We start from the raw sequence: 22874 nt of genomic DNA on the forward strand, positions 1-22874 counted from the left end.
CGGGTCCAACACCTTCTCGGCGCCGATTGACGCACCCGTGTTGTAAGTTCACCGCCATGCCCGCGCCCGCCCACATCGACCCCCGCCTGCTGCGCGCCTTCGTCGCCGTCGCCGAGGAGCTGCACTTCACCCGGGCCGCCACCCGCCTGTACGTCGCCCAGCAGGCCCTCAGCCGGGACGTACGGCGGCTGGAGCGGGAGCTGGGCGTGGAGCTGTTCGTGCGCACCACCCGGCAGGTGACGCCGACCGCCGACGCCGAGCGCCTGCTGGCCCACGCCCGGCGGGTCCTGGCCGCCCAGGACGACCTGCTCGCCGCGTTCGGGCAGGCCCGTCCGCTGCTCGTGGACGTCAACTCGCCCGGCCTGGGCACCGGCCGCCGGGTGCTGCACCGGGCCCGCGAACTCGCCCCCGACTGCGAGCTCATGGCCCGCTACGAGAGCGGCCTCACCGGAGCCGCGGCCGACCTGCTGTCCGGCCGGCTGGACGCCTCCTTCGGCCGCTTCGCCGGCCTGGACCCGGCCTTGCGCTCCGGTCTGGAGCAGCAGCCGGTGCGCCTGGAGCCGATGGCGGTCGTCCTGCCCGCGGACCATCCGCTGGCCGCCCTCGACGAGGTGCCGGTGGCCGCGCTGGCCGGGGAGGAGGTGTACGCGGGCGCCGGCAACCCGCGCACCCGGGAGTGGACCGACCTGGCCCGCCGGCTCTTCGAGGGGCGCGGCGTCCGGCTGGCGGCGCCGCTTCCGCTGGCCGTCGGGGACGAGGAGTTCGAACGGATCATGACGAAGACCCGGAATCCGGTGCTGGCCGTGGTGGACTTCCCGGCCATGCCCGGGACGGTACGGCGGCCCCTGGCCGATCCCGTGCCGCTCTCCCCTGTCTCCCTGGTCTGGCGGAAGGGGCTCGTCCACCCCGGACTGGACGCGCTGCGCAGGGCGGCGGCCGAGCTGGCGCGGGCGGAGAACTGGCTGGACCGGCCCGCCGACGGGTGGATTCCGGCCAGTGACGACAGCGTGATGACGTCCGGCATCGACACGCGGTGACTCCCGGTGCCCCGCGGCTGACCTCTCATCCCGGCCGCGGGCATCGTGAGAGCAACGTTCCCTTCCGGTCACCCACAGCCACAGCCAGGAAACGCGTCCTCCCTACCTTCGGGACTCATCACCGCGAACCACCCGAGTCCCGGAGCACCGTGGAGGCGTCATGACAGGCCCGGCCCCAACCCGTCGCAGTGGCCGCTGGATCGAGCGCTGGGATCCGGAGGACGAGGCATTCTGGCAGGCCGGCGGGGAGCGGGTCGCCCGCCGCAACCTCTGGTTCTCCGTGCTCTCCGAGCACATCGGGTTCTCCGTGTGGACCCTGTGGTCCGTGCTCGTGCTCTTCATGGGGCCCGAGTACGGACTCACCCCGGCCGACAAGTTCCTGCTGACCTCGGTGGTCACGCTGGTCGGCGCGGTGGTCCGGGTGCCGTACACCTTCGCCGTGGCCCTCTTCGGCGGCCGCAACTGGACGATCATCTCGGCGAGCATGCTGCTCGTCCCGGCCGTCGCCGCGTTCGCGGTGATGGAGCCGGGGACGTCCTTCTCCACCTTCCTCCTGGTGGGCATGCTGGCCGGCATCGGCGGCGGCAACTTCGCCTCCTCCATGACCAACATCAACGCCTTCTTCCCGCTGCGGAAGAAGGGCTGGGCGCTCGGGCTCAACGCCGGCGGCGGAAACATCGGCGTGCCCGTGATCCAGCTGATCGCGCTCGCGATCATCGGCGCGGGCGGCGGACCGCGCGTGCTGCTGGGGATCTACATCCCCCTGATCGTCGTCGCCGCCGTCCTCGCCGCCTCGTTCATGGACAACCTGGCCTCGGTCAAGAACGACACCGGCGCGGCCAAGGACGCGGCCAGGGACGCCCACACCTGGATCATGGCCTTCCTCTACATCGGCACGTTCGGGTCGTTCATCGGCTACAGCTTCGCCTTCGGCCAGGTGCTGACGAACCAGTTCGGGCGCACCCCGCTGCAGGCGGCGTACCTCACGTTCATCGGCCCGCTGCTCGGCTCCCTCATCCGGCCGGTGGGCGGATGGCTCGCCGACCGCTACGGCGGCGCCCGCATCACCCTCTACAACTACGTCGCCATGGCCGCCGCCACGGGTCTCCTCGTCTTCGCCGGGATGCGCAAGTCGCTGCCGCTGTTCGTTCCGGTGTTCGTCGTGCTGTTCGTGCTGAGCGGACTCGGCAACGGGTCGACGTACAAGATGATCCCCGGCATCTTCCAGGCCAAGGCCGTCGCCAAGGGGCTCGAGGGGGAGGAGGCGGCCGCCTACGGCCGGCGTCTGTCCGGTGCCGCCATGGGGCTCATCGGGGCCGTCGGAGCGCTCGGCGGTGTCGGCATCAACCTGGCCTTCCGGCAGTCCTTCCTGTCGTACGGCTCGGGCACCGGCGCCTTCGTCACCTTCCTCGCCTTCTACGGCGCCTGCTTCGTGGTCACCTGGGCCGTATACCTTCGCCGGGGGGCCGGTGAGGCCCACGCCACAGCCTCCGCCGACGCGAAGCCGCAGCTCAGCTACGCCGAGGTGTGACGTAACACCGCGGACATCAGCCCGAACCGAGCCTGTCACGCGCCGTTGACAGGCTCGTTCGGCATGCGGGTCAGCTAGGAGAGCCATGGACGACGAACTGCAGCAACCCGAACACGGACCCCTCGCCGGGTTCACCGTGGGAGTGACGGCCGCGCGCCGCGCCGAGGAGCTGGGCGCGCTGCTGCAGCGGCGGGGTGCGACCGTGCTGCACGCGCCCGCCCTGCGCATCGTGCCGCTCGCCGACGACGGCGAACTGCTCGCCGCCACCAAGGAGATCATCGGCCAGGTTCCGGACGTCGTCGTGGCCACCACCGCCATCGGCTTCCGGGGCTGGATCGAGGCGGCCGAGGGCTGGGGGGTCGGCGAGCAGCTGCTCGGGCGGCTGCGCGGCGCCGAACTGCTGGCCCGCGGGCCGAAGGTCAAGGGGGCCATCCGGGCCGCCGGACTGACCGAGGAGTGGTCACCGTCGTCGGAGTCCATGGCGGAGGTGCTCGACCGGCTGCTGGAGGAGGGCGTCGGCGGGCGCCGGATCGCCGTCCAGCTGCACGGGGAACCGCTGCCGGGGTTCGTGGAGTCGCTGCGGGCCGCAGGAGCGGAGGTCGTCCCGGTGCCGGTGTACCGCTGGCTGCCGCCGGAGGACACCGGCCCGCTCGACCGGCTGCTGGACGCGGCCGTCTCCCGGGGCCTGGACGCCCTCACCTTCACCAGCGCGCCCGCCGCCGCCTCGCTGCTCGACCGGGCGGAGGCGCGGGGACTGACCGGCGAGCTGCTGACCGCCCTCGGCCATGACGTGCTGCCGGCCTGCGTCGGCCCGGTCACGGCCCTGCCGCTGCAGTCGCTGGGGGTGGACACCGTCCAGCCGGAGCGGTTCCGCCTCGGCCCCCTCGTCCAGCTCCTGTGCCAGGAACTGCCCGCCCGGGCCCGGGTGCTGCCCGTCGCCGGGCACCGGCTGGAGATCCGGGGCCACGCGGTCCTGGTGGACGGCGAGCTGAAGCCGGTGCCGCCGGCGGGCATGTCCCTGCTGCGGGCCCTGTCCCGCCGCCCGGGCTGGGTCGTCGGCCGCGCCGACCTGCTGCGCGCCCTGCCGGGCACGGGCCGCGACGAACACGCGGTGGAGACGGCGATGGCCCGCCTCCGCGCGGCACTGGGCACCCCCAAGCTGATCCAGACGGTGGTCAAACGCGGCTACCGCCTTGCCCTGGACCCGGCGACGGACGCCAAGTACGCGGACGCCTGAGGGAGGGTTGCCCACCAACCCCCGCCGAAGGGGTTCCGGCCGCCCGGAGGGCCGGGCACTGTGTAGGGGAGTGACGGAACCGTCCCCGGTCCTAGGCGGTGACAGGCGCATGGCGCTGCGTACGGCCCCGGCCCCCTACGAGTCGCGGTTCGACAGCGGGCGGATCTGCCTCGATCTGCTGGCGACCACGCACCCGGGCGAACGGCTGCACGCCGTCGGGCCGTTGCGGGCCTGGATCGCCGGGGCGGGACTGGTACCGCCCGGCACTCCGCTGGGGCACGCCGACGCCTCGTGGCTGACGGGGTTCTGGGAACTGCGGGGACATGTGGGGCAGTTGGTGCGCCTGGGGCACACGGTCCTGACGGAGCCGTACGATTCAGCGCTCGGACGGCTCAACGAGGCCGCCCGCGTCCCGACCCCCGTGCCGCGCGCGGTGCGCGGTGCGGACGGGGCGCTGGTGCGGGAGTTGGCCGGGCCGCCGGAGTGCGCCGCGCTGCTCGCCGTCCTCGCCCGGGACGCGGTCGAGCTGCTCACCGACCCCGTGGCGCGGGCCGCCCTGCGGGAGTGCGAGGGGGACAACTGCCCGCTGCTGTACCTGGACACCTCCCGCGGCCGGCGCCGGCGCTGGTGCTCCAGCGAGGTCTGCGGCAACCGGGAAAGGGTGGCCCGGCACCGGAGGCGGGCGGCCCTCACGCGGGCCTGAGTCGCCCGGTATGCGCCCTGTGCGGCATAGCGGCCGAAGTGTGCCCGGAGTGATTTCCGCTACATCCAGTTTGGTGGTGCGGCGTCACGGGCAACCCGGCGCGCGGTGTCGATGTGTCGGAAATGTAAACACAGCGCGGTGGGAATGTGCGCGCATGTCCCGCTCGTCACGTCGACCTCGAGAAAAGTGCCACCTCCCTTTGAACATCACGAGGCCCTCTTCCGTACGGGTGGGCGAGCGACCGACTGGGGGAACCCCCGGACACCGGAGGTGGGCGTGCGCAAGGATGCGGCCGTGGCCAATGAACGTGGAACGAGGGCCCGACATCGCATGTCCTCGCAGCCCTCGGAACCTGACGAGGAGCTGATGCGTGCCCTGTACCGGGAGCACGCCGGACCTCTGCTCGCGTATGTCCTCAGGCTGGTCGCCGGAGACCGGCAGCGCGCCGAGGACGTCGTGCAGGAAACGCTCATCCGTGCCTGGAAGAACGCCGGTCAGCTCAATCGTGCGACCGGATCGGTACGCCCCTGGCTGGTGACGGTCGCGCGCCGCATCGTCATCGACGGCCACCGCAGCCGGCAGGCCCGGCCGCAAGAGGTCGATCCGTCGCCGCTGGAGGTCATCCCCGCGGAGGACGAGATCGACAAAGCGCTGTGGCTGATGACGCTGTCGGACGCGCTCGACGACCTGACCCCGGCACACCGGGAGGTTCTGGTCGAGACGTACTTCAAGGGGCGTACGGTCAATGAGGCGGCCGAGACGCTGGGCATCCCCAGTGGCACGGTCCGCTCCCGGGTGTTCTACGCCCTGCGGTCGATGAAGCTGGCACTGGAGGAGCGGGGGGTGACGGCGTGATGAGCGGGTACGGGGGTATGCAAGGGTTCGGCACGGGTGGTCCGGGTATGTCTGGACCCATGAGCCCCAGCCAGGGATCCGCGGTGCCGAGCGAGCACGAGACCGTGGGCGCCTACGCCCTCGGGATTCTCGACGACGCCGAGGCAACCGCTTTCGAGGCGCATCTCGCCGGATGCGAGTGGTGCGCCCAGCAGCTGGACGAGCTGGCCGGAATGGAGCCGATGCTCGCCGCGCTCGCGGACCTGCCGGGCTCCGGCAGCACACCCGCGATCGGCGAGTCGCTGTCGGCGAGGCCCAGCCCGCGGGTGGTGGAGAAGCTGGTCGACGAGGTCGCCGACCACCACGCGAAGAAGCGCCGGCGCAGCTTCTACATGATCGCCGCGGCCGCCGCGCTGATCATCGCCGGGCCGCTGGCCGCCGTGGCGGTCAACGGCGGCTCGGACGACGGAGGGAAGGTCACCGCCTCGCCGGCCCAGTCCGCTTTCGAGACGATGTCCGACAAGGCGTCGGGCACGGACCCGTCGTCCCACGTCAGCGCCACCGTCGGCATGGAGCGCAAGAACTGGGGCACCCAGGCCGTCCTGGAGCTGAAGAACGTCAAGGGACCGCTCAAGTGCTCCCTGGTTCTCGTCGCCAAGAACGGCCAGCGCGTGACGATGTCGTCCTGGTCGGTCCCGGACTGGGGCTACGGCCTCCCGGACGGCAAGACCGAGGAGTCGAAGAAACCGCTGTACATCGGCGGAGCGGCGGCCTTCCAGCCGAACGAGATCGACCACTTCGAAGTGGTGACGTTCGAGGGCAAGAAGCTGGTGCAGGTCGACGCGTAGCGCCTGCGGCGGGCTCGGCGGCTCGGCGGGGGCGGGTGCTCGGAGTCGTTGTTTTTCGGGTGCGGGTGGGCTGTGGCTGGTCGCGCAGTTCCCCGCGCCCCTTGGGGTTGGTGCCCTTGTGTTTCGGGTGCGGGGCGGTCGTGGCTGGTCGCGCGGTTTCCCGCGCCCCTTGGGCTTGGTGCCCTTGTTGTTTCGGGTGCGGGGCGGTCGTGTTGGCCGCGCGGTTCCCCGCGCCCCTTGTGCGGGTCGGTTGGGCTGGTCGCGCGGTTTCCCGTGGCCCTTGGTGCCGCGCCGTTTCTCCCGTAGCCTCCGTGGCCCCCTTTCGCGTACGGTTGACGGCTGCCCAGCACGTCAGAAGGGGGCCCGGTGGCCGCTCAGGTTCAGCAGTCCGCGGTCGGCTCGGTACACGACGGACACGACTCCGTCCGTGAACGGGAGATCAGCGTCGAACAGGAACACCTGGACCGGGTGTACCGGCGGCTGGAGGAGAAGATCCACGAGGCCGAGTTCCTGATGCACGACGCGGCCAAGCGCGGCCAGGTCGGCACCCCGGGCGCGCTGGCCGAGCGGGACGCGCAGGTCTTCCGGGCCGGCATCCATCTGAACCGGCTCAACAACGAGTTCGAGGACTTCCTCTTCGGCCGCATCGACCTGCTGCCCGGCAAGGACGGCAAGAAGGGCCCCGACGGCGCGTACACCGCGGTGGAACCGGCCGAGGGCGCCGTGCGCGGCGACAACACCGCCGACATCGCCGAGACCCTGCACATCGGCCGCATCGGCGTCCTCGACGCGGACTACGCCCCGCTGGTCATCGACTGGCGGGCGCCGGCCGCCGCGCCCTTCTACCGGGCCACGCCCGTCGAACCGGGACGGGTCGTGCGGCGCCGCGTCATCCGCTCCAAGGGGCGCCGGGTCCTCGGCGTCGAGGACGACCTGATGCGGCCCGAGCTGACCGCCTTCCTCGACGGCCACGCGCTGCCCGTCATCGGCGACGGCGCCCTCATGGCCGCCCTCGGCCAGGCCCGCGGCCACACCATGCGGGACATCGTCTCCTCCATCCAGGCCGAGCAGGACATGGTCATCCGCGCCCCCGCCGCCTCCGTCACCTACGTGGAGGGCGGCCCGGGCACCGGCAAGACCGCGGTCGCCCTGCACCGCGCGGCCTACCTGCTCTACCAGGACCGCAGACGCTACGCCGGCGGCATCCTGATCGTCTCCCCGACCCCGCTGCTCGTCGCCTACACCGAGGGCGTGCTGCCCTCGCTCGGCGAGGAGGGCCAGGTCGCGATCCGTGCGATCGGCTCCCTCGTCGACGGCGCCGAGGCCACCCTGTACGACTCCCCGTCCGTGGCCCGGGCCAAGGGCTCGTACCGGATGCTGAAGGTGCTGCGCAAGGCCGCCCGGGGCGCCCTGGAGCTGGGGGCGTCCGCTCCGGCGGAGCAGCTCGCCCTGGACGAGGACGCCGAGCCGCAGCGCCTCGACGGCCCGCCCGGCCGGCTCCGCGTGGTCGCCTTCGGGCGCCGCCTCGAACTGGAGGCCCCGGAGCTGGAACGTATCCGCCGTACCGCCCTCGGCGGCACCGCGCCGGTCAACCTGCTGCGCCCGCGTGCCCGCAGGCTGCTCCTGGACGCGCTGTGGGCCAAGTCCGGCGCCGGCACCCGGCACACCGACCCGGAGCTGGCCGCCGAGCTGCGCTCCTCCTTCGACGAGGACGTCACGACGGAGGACGCCTTCATCGCCTTCCTCGACGCCTGGTGGCCCGAGCTGACCCCGGGGGCGGTGCTCGCCGCCATGGCCGACGAGAAGCGGCTCGGCCGCTGGGCGCGCCGGATCCTCAACCCCGGCGAGGTCCGCAGGGTCGCCCGCTCCCTGAAGCGGGACGGCCACTCCGTGCACGACATCGCCATGCTGGACGAGCTCCAGGCGATCCTCGGCGCCCCGGCCCGCCCGCGCAGGAAGCGCGAGCTGGACCCGCTGGACCAGCTCACCGGCCTGGAGGAGCTGATGCCGGTGCGCGAGGAGTCGCAGCGCGAGCGGGCCGAGCGGCTCGCGCAGGAGCGCGTCGAGTACGCGCACGTCATCGTGGACGAGGCGCAGGACCTCACGCCGATGCAGTGGCGCATGGTCGGCCGCCGTGGCCGGCACGCGACCTGGACGGTCGTCGGCGACCCCGCCCAGTCGTCCTGGTCCGACCCGGACGAGGCGGCCGAGGCCCGCGACGAGGCCCTCGGCACGCGCCCCCGCCGCCGTTTCCAGCTCACCGTGAACTATCGCAACCCGGCCGAGATCGCCGAGCTGGCCGCGAAGGTCCTCGCGCTCGCCATGCCCGGCTCCGAGGCGCCCTCGGCCGTCCGGTCCACCGGCGTCCAGCCGCGCTTCGTCGTCGTGGCGGACTCGCCCGGGCGGACCGTGCGGGCCGAGGCCGAGCGGCTGCTCGGGCTGGTGGACGGCACCGTCGGCGTGGTCGTCGCGATGAACCGGCGCGAGGAGGCCCGCCGCTGGCTGGCCGGGCTCGGCGACCGGGTCGTGGCGCTCGGCAGCCTGGAGGCCAAGGGCCTGGAGTACGACGCCACGGTGGTCGTCTCCCCGGCGGAGATCGCCGACGAGTCCCCGGCGGGCCTGCGGGTGCTGTACGTGGCGCTGACCCGGGCCACCCAGCAGCTGACGGTGGTCTCCGGCGACCGCGACGAACCGGACGCGGCGGGGGTCCCGGACCTGCTCAGGGACTGATTCGCGGGCGACCGGACGCAGTGGGAAGGGCTTTCGGCATCCGTTTGTTAGCCTGGTACGTGGCACCGGCTCGATCCAAGCCCCCGGGCCCAACCTTCGTCCCTCAGAGGGACCACTTGCCGCGAGGCGAGCATGGCGGGTCGGTGTCATGAACGTGTGAGAGGCCCACGTCACCACGTGACGTGGGCCTCTTCCTTTGCCCGATCACTTCTCGTATGGTGGAAGTCGCTTTCCGAAATCGTGGCACCTGCCGGGAGCTCCGCGTGAACAAAACGTCCGCAACCCGGGGCGGCTACCACGTACTGATCGGTAGGTGCGACGATCGGACGGCACTACCCGCGACACGGTGAAAGCAGAGGAAGTCGGCCATGGCAACGGCGCCCAGCGTCTCCTACTCGATGACGATCCGGCTGGAGGTGCCCGCGAGCGGAACCGCAGTCTCGCAGCTCACCAACGCCGTGGAGTCCTCCGGAGGCTCGGTCACCGGCCTCGACGTCACCGCGTCCGGCCACGAGAAGCTCCGTATCGACGTCACCATCGCGGCCACCTCCACGGCCCACGCCGAGGAGATCGTCGAGAAGCTGCGCGGGATCGAGGGCGTCACCCTCGGCAAGGTCTCCGACCGCACCTTCCTCATGCACCTCGGCGGCAAGATCGAGATGGCGTCGAAGCACCCCATCCGCAACCGTGACGACCTCTCCATGGTCTACACGCCGGGCGTGGCCCGCGTCTGCATGGCCATCGCCGAGAACCCCGAGGACGCCCGCCGCCTCACCATCAAGCGCAACTCCGTTGCGGTCGTGACGGACGGCTCCGCCGTGCTCGGCCTCGGCAACATCGGCCCCAAGGCCGCGCTGCCCGTCATGGAGGGCAAGGCGGCCCTCTTCAAGCGCTTCGCCGGCATCGACGCCTGGCCGCTGTGCCTGGACACCCAGGACACCGACGCCATCGTCGAGATCGTCAAGGCGATCGCCCCCGGCTTCGCCGGCATCAACCTGGAGGACATCTCCGCCCCCCGCTGCTTCGAGATCGAGGCCCGGCTGCGCGAGGCCCTCGACATCCCCGTCTTCCACGACGACCAGCACGGCACCGCCATCGTCGTCCTCGCCGCCCTGACCAACGCGCTTCGCGTCACGGGCAAGGCGATCGAGAACATCCGCGTCGTGATGTCCGGCGCCGGCGCGGCCGGCACGGCCATCCTCAAGCTGCTGCTCGCGGCGGGCGTGAAGACCGCCGTCGTCGCCGACATCCACGGTGTCGTCCACGCCGGCCGCGAGGACCTGGTGGACGCCCCGGCGGACTCCCCGCTGCGCTGGATCGCCGGCAACACCAACCACGAGAACCTCACGGGCACCCTGAAGGAGGCCGTGCGCGGCGCCGACGTCTTCATCGGCGTCTCCGCCCCGAACGTCCTCGACGGCGACGACGTGGCCGCCATGGCCGACGGCGCCGTCGTGTTCGCGCTCGCGAACCCCGACCCCGAGGTGGAGCCCGCGATCGCCCGCCAGACGGCGGCCGTTGTGGCCACCGGCCGCTCCGACTTCCCGAACCAGATCAACAACGTGCTGGTCTTCCCGGGTGTCTTCCGCGGCCTGCTGGACGCGCAGTCCCGTACCGTCAACACGGAGATGATGCTCGCCGCCGCGAAGGCCCTCGCCGACGTGGTGACCGAGGACGAGCTGAACCCCAACTACATCATCCCGAGCGTCTTCAACGACAAGGTCGCCGGCGCCGTCGCCGGCGCGGTCCGCGAGGCCGCGAAGGCGGCCGGGGCGACGGCCTGACGGCTTCACGCCGTACGGTGCGGGGGCTGTGAGGATCACCACGGCGACCCCCGTACCGGCGCGTCGTGGAACCACCGGATGCCGGGCGCGCTCTAGGGTGACGGCCGAGCAGGCGCTTTTCGTGTGACTCCCCAGGGTGTTCTCACGACTCCTACGGGTGCCGGATTGGCTTTCCCGCCGCAGGTAGGGGCAGGATGCGGTCCTGGGCGCGAGCGCATCGGCATCGCAGTGCCGCGGCGGCCTGGCCGCGTGGCACACCCCAACGGCAAGAAAACACGGGAGTAACAACATGAACCGCAGTGAGCTGGTGGCCGCGCTGGCCGACCGTGCCGAGGTGACCCGCAAGGACGCCGACGCCGTGCTGGCCGCGTTCGCCGAGACCGTCGGCGAGATCGTCGCCAAGGGCGACGAGAAGGTCACCATCCCCGGCTTCCTGACCTTCGAGCGCACCCACCGTGCCGCTCGTACCGCGCGCAACCCGCAGACCGGCGAGCCGATCAACATCCCCGCCGGCTACAGCGTGAAGGTCACCGCGGGCAGCAAGCTCAAGGAAGCGGCCAAGGGCAAGTAAGCGCTCCGCTTCGAGCGCCGGCCCACTGGAGCGCCGGGGCGGCTGCGGACCGGCATGCGACCGGTCGCGCAGTTCCCCGCGCCCCTGTCAGGGCGCCTCAGCAGAAGACGCCGAAAAGGGCTGCACCCTCCATGAGAGGGGCAGCCCTTTTCGGCGTTCGTACGTCTAGCCGAGTGCCTTGCCCGGCAGCTCGACCTTCGCTCCCAGCTCCATGAGCTTCTCCATGCTGTGCCTGCCCGGGGGATGACCCCCGGACCCCCAGCCGGGGCGGTGTCGTGCCGCCCGGAGCCGTGGGGCCCGGGTCAGCCCAGTGCCTTGCCCGGCAGCTCGACCTTCGCTCCCAGCTCCATGAGCTTCTCCATGCTGTGCCTGCCCGGGGGATGACCCCCGGACCCCCAGCCGGGGCGGTGTCGTGCCGGCCGGAGCCGTGGGGCCCGGGTCAGCCGAGTGCCTTGCCCGGCAGCTCGACCTTCGCTCCCAGCTCCATGAGCTTCTCCATGAAGTTCTCGTAGCCGCGGTTGATCAGTTCGATGCCGTGGACCCGGGAGGTGCCCTCGGCCGCCAGGGCCGCGATCAGGTACGAGAAGCCGCCGCGCAGGTCGGGGATGACCAGGTCGGCGCCCTGGAGCCTGGTCGGGCCGGAGACGACCGCGGAGTGCAGGAAGTTGCGCTGGCCGAAGCGGCAGTCGGAGCCGCCCAGGCACTCGCGGTACAGCTGGATGTGGGCGCCCATCTGGTTCAGGGCGGAGGTGAAGCCCAGCCGGGACTCGTAGACCGTCTCGTGGATGATGGACAGGCCCGTGGCCTGCGTCAGTGCCACCACCAGCGGCTGCTGCCAGTCGGTCTGGAAGCCGGGGTGCACGTCCGTCTCCAGCGCGATGGACTTCAGCTGGCCGCCCGGGTGCCAGAAGCGGATGCCCTCGTCGTCGATCTCGAAGGCACCGCCCACCTTCCGGTAGGTGTTCAGGAACGTCATCATCGAGCGCTGCTGGGCGCCGCGGACGTAGATGTTGCCGTTGGTCGCGAGAGCCGCCGAGGCCCAGGACGCGGCCTCCAGCCGGTCCGACAGGGCGCGGTGGGTGTAGCCGCCGAGCTTGTCCACACCGGTGATGCGGATCGTGCGGTCGGTGTCCATCGCGATGATCGCGCCCATCTTCTGCAGCACGCAGATGAGGTCCTCGATCTCCGGCTCGACGGCCGCGTTGGACAACTCCGTGACACCCTCGGCCAGCACGGCCGTCAGCAGCACCTGCTCGGTCGCGCCGACCGACGGGTACGGCAGCCGGATCTTCGTACCGCGCAGCCGCTGCGGCGCCTCCAGGTACTGTCCGTCGGCCCGCTTCTCGATCGTCGCGCCGAACTGCCGCAGCACGTCGAAGTGGAAGTCGATGGGCCGGCCGCCGATGTCGCAGCCGCCCAGGCCCGGGATGAACGCGTGGCCGAGGCGGTGCAGCAGCGGACCGCAGAAGAGGATCGGGATGCGGCTGGAGCCCGCGTGGGCATCGATGTCAGCCACGTTGGCGCTCTCGACGTGCGTCGGGTCGAGCACCAGCTCGCCGGGCTCCTCGCCCGGACGGACCGTCACCCCGTGCAGCTGGAGCAGGCCGCGCACCACCCGCACGTCACGGATGTCGGGAACGTTGCGCAGGCGGCTCGGCTCGCTGCCCAGCAGGGCGGCGACCATGGCCTTCGGTACGAGGTTCTTCGCACCGCGGACACGGATCTCGCCCTCCAGCGGGGTTCCGCCGTGGACAAGCAGGACATCGTCGTTGACGGTCATGTATCTCGCGTTCCGATGAGTTGGGCAGGGGCCGGCCGATCACTGTGCGCAGGGGCCGGGAAGACAGGGTAATCGCCCATCGCCCCCCGTCCGTAAGCCCGAGGACCGCTCAACCACGTCATAGCTGTGTCACAACACGAACCGTTCCCTTTCGGGCACATGGGGTCACCGGATCGGCGGTGTGCGCCCGCCCCGCCCCGGTGCGCCCGCACCGCGTCCACCTCCGCACCTCTGATTGGCTCCCCACTTCGGGGCAAGATGCGGGATCATGTCTGGCATGACCGAGGTGTCCTCGCTCACAGGGCGGCTGCTCGTGGCCACGCCCGCCCTGGCGGACCCGAACTTCGACCGCGCGGTGGTGCTCCTCCTCGACCACGACGAGGAGGGCTCCCTCGGTGTCGTGCTCAACCGTCCCACCCCGGTGGACGTGGGCGACATCCTGGAGGGCTGGGCCGACCTGGCCGGTGAGCCCGGAGTCGTCTTCCAGGGCGGTCCGGTGTCGCTGGACTCGGCGCTCGGCCTCGCGGTCATCCCGGGCGGCACGGCCGGCGACCGCGCCCCTCTCGGCTGGCGGCGGGTGCACGGCGCGATCGGACTGGTCGACCTGGAGGCGCCGCCGGAGCTGCTCGCCTCGGCCCTGGGGAGCCTGCGGATCTTCGCCGGCTACGCGGGCTGGGGCCCCGGCCAGCTGGAGGACGAGCTGGTCGAGGGCGCCTGGTACGTGGTCGAGTCCGAGCCGGGCGACGTCTCCTCGCCGGCCCCCGAGCGGCTGTGGCGCGAGGTGCTGCGCCGGCAGCGCGGAGAGCTGGCCATGGTGGCCACGTATCCGGACGACCCGTCGCTCAACTGATACGGGCGGGCTTCAGTACCCTGAACGGTATGAGCACTCTTGAGCCCGAGCGCGGGACTGGTACGGGCACCCTCGTAGAGCCGACGCCGCAGGTGTCCCACGGCGACGGCGACCACGAGCGCTTCGCCCACTACGTCCAGAAGGACAAGATCATGGCGAGCGCCCTCGACGGCACTCCCGTCGTGGCGCTGTGCGGCAAGGTCTGGGTGCCGGGCCGCGACCCCAAGAAGTACCCCGTGTGCCCCATGTGCAAGGAGATCTACGAGTCCATGGGCAGCGGCGGCGACGACAAGGGCGGCGACAAGTAGCGGTCCCCCTGTCCGTCTGAGGTTCTCCAGCAGGCCCCCGGGGCGCGCCACAGCGCGTTCCGGGGGCCTGCCGCGTCTTCCGGCCACGAAGTGGTACAGACCTCTTGTCGGCGTGTTCGCGCGGTCCCTACGCTTCCCGGGTCACGCACCGGGGCGTGCGCGGCGGAACGGCCATCGCGTGTCCTGCAACGCACTCGTCGTGAGGATGGAACATGGTGGATGTGATCCCCGCGCCGGTGAGCACCGGCCGGTCCCCGTCCGGCAGCACCCGCCTGGACGCCGGAACCGCGCTGCGGGCCGGGCCGGGCACGGAAGGCGTCGCCCGCTGGCTGCGGGCCGCGCTCGGCGCGGCGACCGGACTGCCGTTCCCCGAGGCCGCCGACCGCCCCCACCGCATCGAGCTGGGCATCGACCCGGAGCTGCCCCCGGAGGGCTACCGCCTCGTCGCCGACGGCCATCCCGTCCGCATCCACGGTGGCAGCGCCGCCGGCGTCTTCTGGGGCGCCCAGACCCTCCGGCAGCTCCTCGGCCCCGACGCGTTCCGCCGCGCGCCGGTGCGGCCGGGCCGCGACTGGGACCTCCCGGCCGTCACCGTCGAGGACGGCCCGCGTTTCGGCTGGCGCGGTCTCCTCCTCGACGTGGCCCGGCACTTCATGCCGAAAGAGGGCGTGCTGCGCTACCTGGACCTGATGGCCGCCCACAAACTCAACGTCCTCCACTTCCACCTGACGGACGACCAGGGCTGGCGCATCGAGATCCGGCGCCATCCGAAACTGACCGAAGACGCCTCCTGGCGGGCGCGGACCAAGTTCGGCCACCGGGCCTCACCCCTGTGGGAGCAGAAGCCGCACGGGGGTTACTACACCCAGGACGACATCCGGGAGATCGTCGCCTACGCCGCCGAGCGGCACATCACCGTCGTCCCCGAGATCGACGTGCCGGGCCACTCGCAGGCCGCCATCGCCGCGTACCCCGAACTCGGCAACGCCGACGTCGTCGACACCACCGCCCTCTCCGTCTGGGACACCTGGGGGATCTCCTCCAACGTCCTGGCGCCCACCGACACCGTCCTGCGCTTCTACGAGGGGGTGTTCGAGGAGGTGCTGGAGCTGTTCCCCTCGGAGTTCGTCCACGTCGGCGGCGACGAGTGCCGCAAGGAGCAGTGGAGCGACTCGGTGACCGCCAAGAACCGCATGGCCGAACTCGGCCTGGCCGACGAGGAGCAGCTGCAGTCCTGGTTCATCGGGCACTTCGACGCGTGGCTCTCCGCGCGCGGACGGCGCCTCATCGGCTGGGACGAGATCCTGGAGGGCGGCCTCGCGAGGAACGCGGCGGTGTCCTCCTGGCGCGGCTACGGCGGCGGCGTCGCGGCCGCACGGGCCGGCCACGACGTGGTCATGTGCCCCGAGCAGTACGTGTACCTGGACCACCGCCAGGCCCCGGGCGAGGACGAGCCGGTGCCGATCGGCTTCGTGCGCACCCTGGAGGACGTCTACCGGTTCGACCCCGTTCCGCCCGGCCTCACCGGGCCGGAGGCCGCGCACGTCCTGGGCACCCAGGCGAACGTCTGGACCGAGGTCATGGAGGACAGCGCGCGGGTGGACTACCAGGTCTTCCCCCGGCTCGCGGCCTTCGCCGAGGTGGCCTGGAGCCGGCTCCCCGCGCCGGAGGACCGGGACTTCGCGGACTTCGAGCGCCGCATGACGGCCCACTACGCCCGTCTCGACGCCCTCGGCGTCGCCTACCGGCCGCCCACCGGACCCCGGCCCTGGCAGAAGCGCCCCGGAGTGCCCGGTCGCCCGATCGAGGGGCTCCCTCCGAACATGTGAGGCAAAAAGCCTCGAACGGTCACCGAAGAGTGGCAATCGGCGCGCACCGGTGATGCCGTGGCAAAGCGGACCATCTCCCTGGTGAGGCGGGCGAATGCCTCCTAGCGGACCCCCGCGTTCGGCCCCGGCGAAGATGTGCCAGAGTTGCCACGTCCGCCCTGTGAGCACGTACCGTACGGCCACACAGGCGGGACCAGGTGGGGCAGCGGGAAGGGGCAGCCGGTTTGACCACGCACGCACCGCAGGCGGCGCAGGCCGTCACGCTGCCCACGACACTGGACGAGGCCGTGGCGGCACTGACCGCCATGCCCGCCGCCGTCCCCGTGGCCGGCGGCACCGACCTGATGGCCGCCGTCAACTCCGGCCAGCTCCGTCCCGCCGCTCTCGTGGGCCTCGGGCGGATCAGCGAGATCCGCGGCTGGCAGTACCAGGACGGCCACGCGCTGCTCGGCGCCGGTCTCACGCACGCGCGCATGGGCCGCCCCGACTTCGCGGCCCTGATCCCGGCGCTCGCCGCCGCCGCGCGCGCCGCGGGCCCGCCGCACATCCGCAACGCCGGCACCCTGGGCGGCAACATCGCCACGGCCGCCCCCACCGGGGACGCGCTGCCGGTGCTGGCCGCCCTGGAGGCGACGCTGATCATCGCGGGCCCGGGCGGAGCCCGCCGGGAGATCCCGGTGTCGCACCTCCTGGCCGGCGTGGAGATGCTGAACGGCGGCGAACTGATCGGCTTCGTGCGCGTGCCGCTGCTGCACGCCCCGCAGGTCTTCCTGAAGGCCACCGGGCGCACCGGTCCGGGCCGGGCGCTGGCCTCCGTGGCCCTCGTCCTCGACCCCGCCCGGCGCGGAGTGCGCTGTGCCGTCGGCGCCATAGCGCCGATGCCGCTCAGGCCGCTGGACGCGGAGCAGTGGGTCGCCCAGCTGATCGACTGGGACAACGACCGCGCGCTCGTCCCCGAGGCGCTGCACGCCTTCGGCGAGTACGTCGCCGCGGCCTGCATCCCCGATCCGGCGCCCGAGCCCGACGGTTCGGTGCCCGCGCTTCCGCCCGCCGTACTGCACCTGCGGCGCACCGTCGCCGCACTGGCCCGACGAGCACTGGGGAGGGCGCTGTCGTGAGCGACGACCAGCACGGAGAGGGCACGTCCCAGGGCGGCGGCCGCTGGGACCCGCTGCCCCAGGGCGACTACGACGACGGCGCCACCGCCTTCGTCAAGCTCCCCGAGGGCGGCATCGACGCCCTGTTGTCCGGCGACAGCCCGCTGGCCGCACCGGGCCACGGCTACGTGCCGCCGCAGATAACGGTGGCGCCGGGAACCGGTGACCCCGCCACCGGCACCTGGGCGGCGCCCGCGGGCGGCGCCCAGTGGCCCGACCCCAACGCCGCCGGCCAGGCGCGGCCCGGGGACGCGGACGACCGGTTCACCTACCAGCCGGGCGCCACCCAGCACTGGACCTTCGAGGAGCCCCCGGCCCCGGCGGCCCCCGGGCACGACGTCACCGGGCAGTGGTCCATCCCCGTCGCGGGCGGTGACCTCCCGGACGAGTCCGGCGAGTTCACCACGTCCTCGCTGGTCGAGCAGTGGGGTGGCACCCCGCCGCCCACGCTGCCCGGCGGCGCGCCCGCGCCCTGGGCGACGGACGGCACGGACCACACCTGGACCCAGCCCGGCGAACCGCGGACCGGCGACGCGCGGCACGCGGAGCCGCACACCGGCGACGTGCGGCACGCGGACCCGCAGGCACCGGACCGGGTGGACGCACCGCTGCCCGACCACACCGGCGCCCACCCGGCGGGCTCCGCGCCGGACGCCTACGCCGGTGCCGCGCCGGACGGGTACGCGGTCGAAGAACGTCATGAGCGGGGCCCGGCCGGTCATGCGGCCGAGGGTCACGGCGAGGGCGGCCACGACGAGGACGGCCGGGGCGGCCATGGTGGCCAGGGTGGTCACGGGGGGACCGGGCCCGCGCCGACCGCCCACGCGGGAGCCGGTCAGGCCGGAGCCGGTGAGGGCGACACGCCCGGCGCGGTGTCCGGGCGGACCGAGCCGGGCGCGCACGCCGCGCCCGCGCAGGACGGCGCGCCCGAACCCGCCCCGGTTCCCAGGATCAACGCCCACCACCCCGTGGAAGCCTCTGAGGGCCCCGCTGAAGGCTCCACGGCCCCCGACAAGGCCGAAGGCCCGGCGACCGGGCCGGAGACCGCCACGAGGCCGGAAACGGCCGAGCCGGCGGCCGCGCCCGCCGACGGCGGAGCGGCCGAACCGGAGGACCCGACCGGCGACGGCGCGGCCCCCGGGCCGGACGACCTCCCGGGGGCACGCCCCGGGGAAGCCGACGAGGCCGGGGACCCGGCCGCCGCGCCGCCCGCGCCGCACGACGAACACCCCCTCGCCTCCTACGTGCTGCGCGTCAACGGCGCCGACCGGCCCGTGACCGACGCCTGGATCGGCGAGTCCCTGCTCTACGTCCTGCGTGAACGGCTCGGCCTCGCGGGCGCCAAGGACGGCTGCTCACAGGGCGAGTGCGGCGCCTGCAACGTGCAGGTCGACGGGCGTCTGGTGGCCTCCTGCCTGGTTCCGGCGGTCACCGCGGCCGGCAGCGAGGTGCGCACCGTCGAGGGCCTGGCCGCCGACGGGCAGCCCTCCGACGTGCAGCGCGCGCTCGCCCGGTGCGGCGCCGTGCAGTGCGGCTTCTGCGTGCCCGGCATGGCGATGACCGTGCACGACCTGCTGGAGGGCAACCCGGCGCCCACCGAGCTGGAGACCCGGCAGGCCCTGTGCGGCAACCTCTGCCGCTGCTCCGGCTACCGGGGCGTCCTGGAGGCCGTCAAGGAGGTCGTCGCCGAACGCGAGGCCTCGCACGCCGCCCCCGAGCCGGACGCCGAACAGGCACGCATCCCGCACCAGGCGGGCCCCGGCTCCGGTGGCGTCAACCCGTCGGCGTTCGAGGCGCCCGGCGCGTTCGACACACCCCGCACCCCCGGCGGCCACCCCGCTCCCCAAGACCCCTACGGCGACCCCGCCGACCTTTACGGCGACCCCTACGGCGACGCCCCGGACGCCTACGGCGGCCCGGGCGATCCGTACGGCGCCCCCGGACCGCACGACCAGCACTACGGCCAGGACGGAGGCCAGGCGTGAGCAACGAAGCCGGCATCGCGACCACCGCCGCGGACCCCGCCCCCGAGACCGAGCCGGCGCCGCACGGACTCGGCGCCGCCCTGCCGCACGCCGACGCACGCGCCAAGACCGAGGGCACCTTCCCGTACGCCGCCGACCTGTGGGCCGAGGGCCTGCTGTGGGCGGCCGTGCTGCGGTCCCCGCACGCGCACGCGCGCATCGTCTCCATCGACACCACCCACGCGCGCGAGATGCCCGGCGTACGCGCCGTCATCACGCACGAGGACGTGCCCGGCACCCCCCGCCACGGCCGCGGCACCCCCGACCGGCCGGTGTTCGCCTCCGAGGTCGTACGGCACCACGGGGAGCCCATCGCGGCCGTCGCCGCCGACCACCCGGACACCGCGCGGATGGCCGCCGCGGCCGTCATCGTCGAGTACGAGGTGCTCGACCCGGTCACCGACCCCGAGCAGGCCTTCGAGGCGGAGCCGCTGCATCCGGACGGCAACCTGATCCGGCACATCCCGCTGCGCCACGGCGACCCGGACGCGGTCGGCGAGGTCGTCGTCGAGGGCCTGTACCGGATAGGGCGCCAGGACCCGGCCCCCATCGGCGCCGAGGCCGGCCTCGCCGTGCCCCGCCCCGACGGCGGCGTGGAGCTGTACCTGGCCTCCACCGACCCGCACACCGACCGCAACACGGCCGCGGCCTGCTACGGCCTGTCCCCCGACCGGGTGAAAATCGTCGTCACCGGGGTGCCCGGCGCCACCGCCGACCGCGAGGACCAGGGCTTCCAGCTCCCGCTCGGCCTGCTCGCCCTGAAGACCGGCTGCCCGGTGAAGCTGACGGCCACCCGCGAGGAGTCCTTCCTCGGCCACGCCCACCGCCACCCCACCCTGCTGCGCTACCGCCACCACGCCGACGCCGAGGGCACGCTGGTCAAGGTCGAGGCGCAGATCCTGCTCGACGCGGGCGCGTACGCCGACACCTCCGCCGAGGCCCTGGCCGCCGCCGTCTCCTTCGCCTGCGGCCCGTACGTCGTCCCGAACGCCTTCATCGAGGGCTGGGCCGTACGCACCAACAACCCGCCCTCCGGCCACGTGCGCGGTGAGGGCGCCATGCAGGTGTGCGCCGCCTACGAGGCCCAGATGGACAAGCTGGCGAAGAAGCTCGGCCTGGACCCGGCCGAACTGCGCCTGCGCAACGCCCTCGCGACCGGGGACGTCCTGCCGATCGGCCAGACGGTGACCTGCCCCGCGCCGGTCGCCGAACTCCTGCGCGCCGTCCAGGACTTCCCGCTGCCCGCGCTGCCGAAGGACACGCCCGAGGAGGAGTGGCTGCTGCCCGGCGGCCCCGAGGGCGCGGGCGAACCGGGCGCGGTGCGCCGCGGCGTCGGCTACGGCCTGGGCATGGTGCACATGCTCGGCGCGGAGGGCGCCGACGAGGTGTCCACGGCGACGGTCAAGGTGCACGACGGCGTCGCGACCGTGCTCTGCGCGGCCGTCGAGACCGGCCAGGGCTTCACCACCCTCGCCCGCCAGATCGTCCAGGAGACCCTCGGCGTCGAGGAAGTCCACGTGGCCCCGGTCGACACCGACCAGCCGCCGGCCGGCGCGGGCTGCCGCGGCCGCCACACCTGGGTGTCGGGCGGCGCGGTGGAACGCGCGGCGAAGATGGTCCGCGCCCAGCTCCTGCAGCCCCTGGCCCACAAGTTCGGCATGTCCACCGAGCTGCTGCAGATCACCGACGGCAAGATCACCTCCTACGACGGCGTGCTGTCGACGACCGTCGGCGAGGCGCTGGACGGCAAGGAACTGTGGGCCACCGCCCAGTGCCGCCCGCACCCCACCGAGCCGCTCGACGCGGCCGGCCAGGGCGACGCCTTCGTGGGCCTCGCCTTCTGCGCGATCCGCGCGGTGGTGGACGTCGACATCGAGCTGGGCTCGGTCCGGGTGGTGGAGCTGGCGGTCGCCCAGGACGTGGGCCGCATCCTCAACCCGGCCCAGCTCGCGGCCCGGATCGAGGCGGGCGTGACCCAGGGCGTGGGCATCGCCCTCACCGAGAACCTGCGCGCCCCGCGCGGCCTGGTCCGCCACCCCGACCTGACCGGGTACGCCCTGCCGACCGCCCTGGACGCCCCGGACATCCGGATCGTCGAACTGGTCGAGGAACGGGACGTGGTCGCCCCCTTCGGCGCCAAGTCGGTCAGCGCGGTCCCGGTGGTCACCACCCCCGCGGCGATCGCCTCCGCCGTCCGCGCGGCCACCGGCCGCCCGGTCAACCGCCTCCCGATCCGCCCCCAGGCGGCCGTGGTCACCACGCAGTGACCGCGCCCGCGCACGCCCCCGCGCAACGTACCCGGTCCGCCTGACGTCCTTGCAGGTGACGGCAGTTGTCAGTGGGTGGGCGTAGTGTGCCGAGCAGTGGTCGCCGCCTGCCCGACCACGCACACGGCGACGTGTGCACGCGGACGCACGGCAAAGATCGCGGGGGAGCGATGAGCACGACCGACGCCGGGGGACCGGCGATCACGCTGACCGAGGCGGAACTCGACGGATACGTCACGCACCCGCCCACGCGCGGCCTGCTCACGGGCGCCGGACTGCCCGCCCGCACCGACCTGCTGACCTTCTCACCGCTGCGCACGCACGGGCTGCGCACCCTGGCCGACGCCGCGGGCGGCCCCTTCCAGGTCGCGGAGGAGCTGCGCGACCGCCTGGTGATCGGCGAACTCCTCAACCCGGAGCGCATGGACCGCGAGTCGATCCTGCTCGACGGAGCCACGGGCGAGATCACGACGGCCTACCTCTTCGAGCCGCCCGAGCCGCGCCCCTTCGCGCCCTCCCTGGACACCCTCCTGCGCTTCGCCGCGGTCGCCGAGGAACTCACGGGCCTGCGCGGCCGTTTCGCCTCCCTCGCCGGGGAGTACGGCCCCAGCACCGTGGCCGAGGCCTCCCGCCGCCTCCTCGCCCTCTTCGAGGAGGGCACCGGCGGTCGGGTCCCGCCGTACTGGAAGGCGGCGGCCCTGATCCGCCCCCTCGCCCTCGTCGCCGGCCCCGGTACGGCGTCCGGCCTCGCCCTGGACGTCCCCGGCCGCGTGCTGGACCAGGAGTTCGGCCACGGCCGGGTGGTCCGCTACGAGGAGGTCGACTTCCCCGCCACGCTCACCCACGAGCCGACCCGCCGCTTCCTGCGCGACACCGGACTGCCGGAGGAGGCGGTCCTCTTCCACGCCGACACGGACGTCCCCCTGCCGACCCTGCGGGAGTACTTCGCCGACCGCCCCCGCCACGCCCAGGACGCCCTTCCGGCCCACTGCGACCACCTCATCCGCCTCGGACACCTCGTGGAGGACAACAGCCTGGTGGTGGACGGCAGAACGGGCGCGGTCCTCACGTACAGCGAGCCGGAGAGGACCCTCTACGCCCTCAACACCGACGTCTCCACCCTGGCCTTCACCCTCTGGCTCCTGCACCACGAGCGCACCATCGACGGGCACCTCGGCAACGAACTGACCACGGCCACCTACGACCAGCTGGCCGCGGCCATGATCCACACCCTGTCCGCCCTGGACCCCACGGGCCTCCTGCCGGACACTGACTGGCACTACTGGACGGACGCCTTCCAGGACGAGGCGGGCGGCGTACTCTGAGGCACCCGGAGGCCTGCGGCGCAGCGTCATGGGCGGAACGCGGAGAGGCCGTGGCGGGA

At 73.1% G+C, this 22874-nt stretch carries 17 protein-coding genes; 16 read left to right on the top strand and 1 reads right to left on the bottom strand.

The window, feature by feature from the left end; translation table 11 throughout:
- Positions 1-56 precede the first annotated feature (56 nt).
- The 9 genes from IE177_RS04440 to IE177_RS04480 all read left to right on the top strand — a co-directional run bounded on the left by IE177_RS04440 (position 57) and on the right by IE177_RS04480 (position 11275).
- Positions 57-1037, top strand: coding sequence for a LysR family transcriptional regulator (locus IE177_RS04440; protein WP_190013411.1), 981 nt, complete (start codon positions 57-59; stop codon positions 1035-1037).
- 160 nt (positions 1038-1197) lie between these two features.
- A complete protein-coding gene (locus IE177_RS04445; RefSeq protein WP_190013412.1) occupies positions 1198-2568 on the top strand; it encodes a nitrate/nitrite transporter in 1371 nt (456 codons plus the stop codon).
- Positions 2569-2653: 85 nt separating this feature from the next.
- On the top strand, positions 2654-3805 hold the full coding sequence (locus IE177_RS04450; protein ID WP_190013413.1) for a uroporphyrinogen-III synthase: 1152 nt from the start codon (positions 2654-2656) through the stop codon (positions 3803-3805).
- Between the two features lie 109 nt (positions 3806-3914).
- The gene (locus tag IE177_RS04455) at positions 3915-4508 is read left to right on the top strand and encodes a CGNR zinc finger domain-containing protein (RefSeq protein ID WP_190013414.1); all 594 of its coding nucleotides are present in this window, start codon (positions 3915-3917) and stop codon (positions 4506-4508) included.
- A gap of 270 nt (positions 4509-4778) precedes the next feature.
- A complete protein-coding gene (locus IE177_RS04460; protein WP_079071569.1) occupies positions 4779-5363 on the top strand; it encodes a sigma-70 family RNA polymerase sigma factor in 585 nt (194 codons plus the stop codon).
- A gap of 59 nt (positions 5364-5422) precedes the next feature.
- The gene (locus IE177_RS04465; RefSeq protein ID WP_190013415.1) at positions 5423-6190 is read left to right on the top strand and encodes an anti-sigma factor family protein; all 768 of its coding nucleotides are present in this window, start codon (positions 5423-5425) and stop codon (positions 6188-6190) included.
- Positions 6191-6556: 366 nt separating this feature from the next.
- Positions 6557-8920 carry a HelD family protein gene (locus IE177_RS04470; protein WP_190013416.1) on the top strand — a complete coding sequence of 788 codons (2364 nt, stop codon included), beginning with the start codon at positions 6557-6559 and terminating at the stop codon, positions 8918-8920.
- Positions 8921-9288: 368 nt separating this feature from the next.
- Positions 9289-10704, top strand: a complete 1416-nt coding sequence (locus IE177_RS04475) for an NAD-dependent malic enzyme (RefSeq protein ID WP_190013417.1) — start codon at positions 9289-9291, stop codon at positions 10702-10704.
- A gap of 289 nt (positions 10705-10993) precedes the next feature.
- Entirely contained in the window at positions 10994-11275 is a 282-nt protein-coding gene (locus tag IE177_RS04480) for an HU family DNA-binding protein (protein WP_023550134.1), read from the top strand.
- A gap of 439 nt (positions 11276-11714) precedes the next feature.
- On the opposite strand, the gene murA is transcribed toward IE177_RS04480, so the two are convergent.
- Positions 11715-13055 (bottom strand): UDP-N-acetylglucosamine 1-carboxyvinyltransferase, encoded by a 1341-nt coding sequence (gene murA / locus IE177_RS04485; RefSeq protein ID WP_190013418.1) that lies wholly within the window; start codon positions 13053-13055, stop codon positions 11715-11717.
- Between the two features lie 277 nt (positions 13056-13332).
- Here murA and IE177_RS04490 point away from each other — a divergent pair, with 277 nt between their 5' ends.
- The 7 genes from IE177_RS04490 (at position 13333) to IE177_RS04520 (ending at position 22815) form a co-directional block, all read left to right on the top strand.
- Positions 13333-13905 carry a YqgE/AlgH family protein gene (locus IE177_RS04490; protein WP_190013419.1) on the top strand — a complete coding sequence of 191 codons (573 nt, stop codon included), beginning with the start codon at positions 13333-13335 and terminating at the stop codon, positions 13903-13905.
- Between the two features lie 29 nt (positions 13906-13934).
- Positions 13935-14213, top strand: coding sequence for a DUF3039 domain-containing protein (locus IE177_RS04495; RefSeq protein WP_143638399.1), 279 nt, complete (start codon positions 13935-13937; stop codon positions 14211-14213).
- Between the two features lie 212 nt (positions 14214-14425).
- Positions 14426-16042, top strand: a complete 1617-nt coding sequence (locus tag IE177_RS04500; RefSeq protein ID WP_190013420.1) for a beta-N-acetylhexosaminidase — start codon at positions 14426-14428, stop codon at positions 16040-16042.
- Positions 16043-16266: 224 nt separating this feature from the next.
- On the top strand, positions 16267-17160 hold the full coding sequence (locus tag IE177_RS04505; RefSeq protein WP_190013421.1) for an FAD binding domain-containing protein: 894 nt from the start codon (positions 16267-16269) through the stop codon (positions 17158-17160).
- A complete protein-coding gene (locus IE177_RS04510) occupies positions 17157-19184 on the top strand; it encodes a (2Fe-2S)-binding protein (RefSeq protein ID WP_190013422.1) in 2028 nt (675 codons plus the stop codon). Before IE177_RS04505 ends, IE177_RS04510 begins: the two co-directional genes overlap by 4 nt.
- Positions 19181-21490, top strand: coding sequence for a xanthine dehydrogenase family protein molybdopterin-binding subunit (locus tag IE177_RS04515; RefSeq protein ID WP_190013423.1), 2310 nt, complete (start codon positions 19181-19183; stop codon positions 21488-21490). Before IE177_RS04510 ends, IE177_RS04515 begins: the two co-directional genes overlap by 4 nt.
- Before the next feature lie 170 nt (positions 21491-21660).
- A complete protein-coding gene (locus tag IE177_RS04520; protein WP_190013424.1) occupies positions 21661-22815 on the top strand; it encodes an SUKH-4 family immunity protein in 1155 nt (384 codons plus the stop codon).
- Positions 22816-22874: the final 59 nt, after the last annotated feature.

This window comes from Streptomyces lucensis JCM 4490 (assembly GCF_014650035.1).
Taxonomy (GTDB): Bacteria; Actinomycetota; Actinomycetes; order Streptomycetales; family Streptomycetaceae; genus Streptomyces; species Streptomyces lucensis.

Coding starts and splice junctions, on each gene's coding strand:
- IE177_RS04450 (WP_190013413.1), top strand. CDS start 2,654: ATGGACGACGAACTGCAGCAACCCGAACACGGACCCCTCGCCGGGTTC.
- IE177_RS04475 (WP_190013417.1), top strand. CDS start 9,289: ATGGCAACGGCGCCCAGCGTCTCCTACTCGATGACGATCCGGCTGGAG.
- IE177_RS04495 (WP_143638399.1), top strand. CDS start 13,935: ATGAGCACTCTTGAGCCCGAGCGCGGGACTGGTACGGGCACCCTCGTA.
- IE177_RS04520 (WP_190013424.1), top strand. CDS start 21,661: ATGAGCACGACCGACGCCGGGGGACCGGCGATCACGCTGACCGAGGCG.
- IE177_RS04480 (WP_023550134.1), top strand. CDS start 10,994: ATGAACCGCAGTGAGCTGGTGGCCGCGCTGGCCGACCGTGCCGAGGTG.
- IE177_RS04490 (WP_190013419.1), top strand. CDS start 13,333: ATGACCGAGGTGTCCTCGCTCACAGGGCGGCTGCTCGTGGCCACGCCC.
- murA (WP_190013418.1), bottom strand. CDS start 13,055: ATGACCGTCAACGACGATGTCCTGCTTGTCCACGGCGGAACCCCGCTG.
- IE177_RS04465 (WP_190013415.1), top strand. CDS start 5,423: ATGAGCCCCAGCCAGGGATCCGCGGTGCCGAGCGAGCACGAGACCGTG.
- IE177_RS04440 (WP_190013411.1), top strand. CDS start 57: ATGCCCGCGCCCGCCCACATCGACCCCCGCCTGCTGCGCGCCTTCGTC.
- IE177_RS04500 (WP_190013420.1), top strand. CDS start 14,426: ATGGTGGATGTGATCCCCGCGCCGGTGAGCACCGGCCGGTCCCCGTCC.
- IE177_RS04445 (WP_190013412.1), top strand. CDS start 1,198: ATGACAGGCCCGGCCCCAACCCGTCGCAGTGGCCGCTGGATCGAGCGC.
- IE177_RS04455 (WP_190013414.1), top strand. CDS start 3,915: ATGGCGCTGCGTACGGCCCCGGCCCCCTACGAGTCGCGGTTCGACAGC.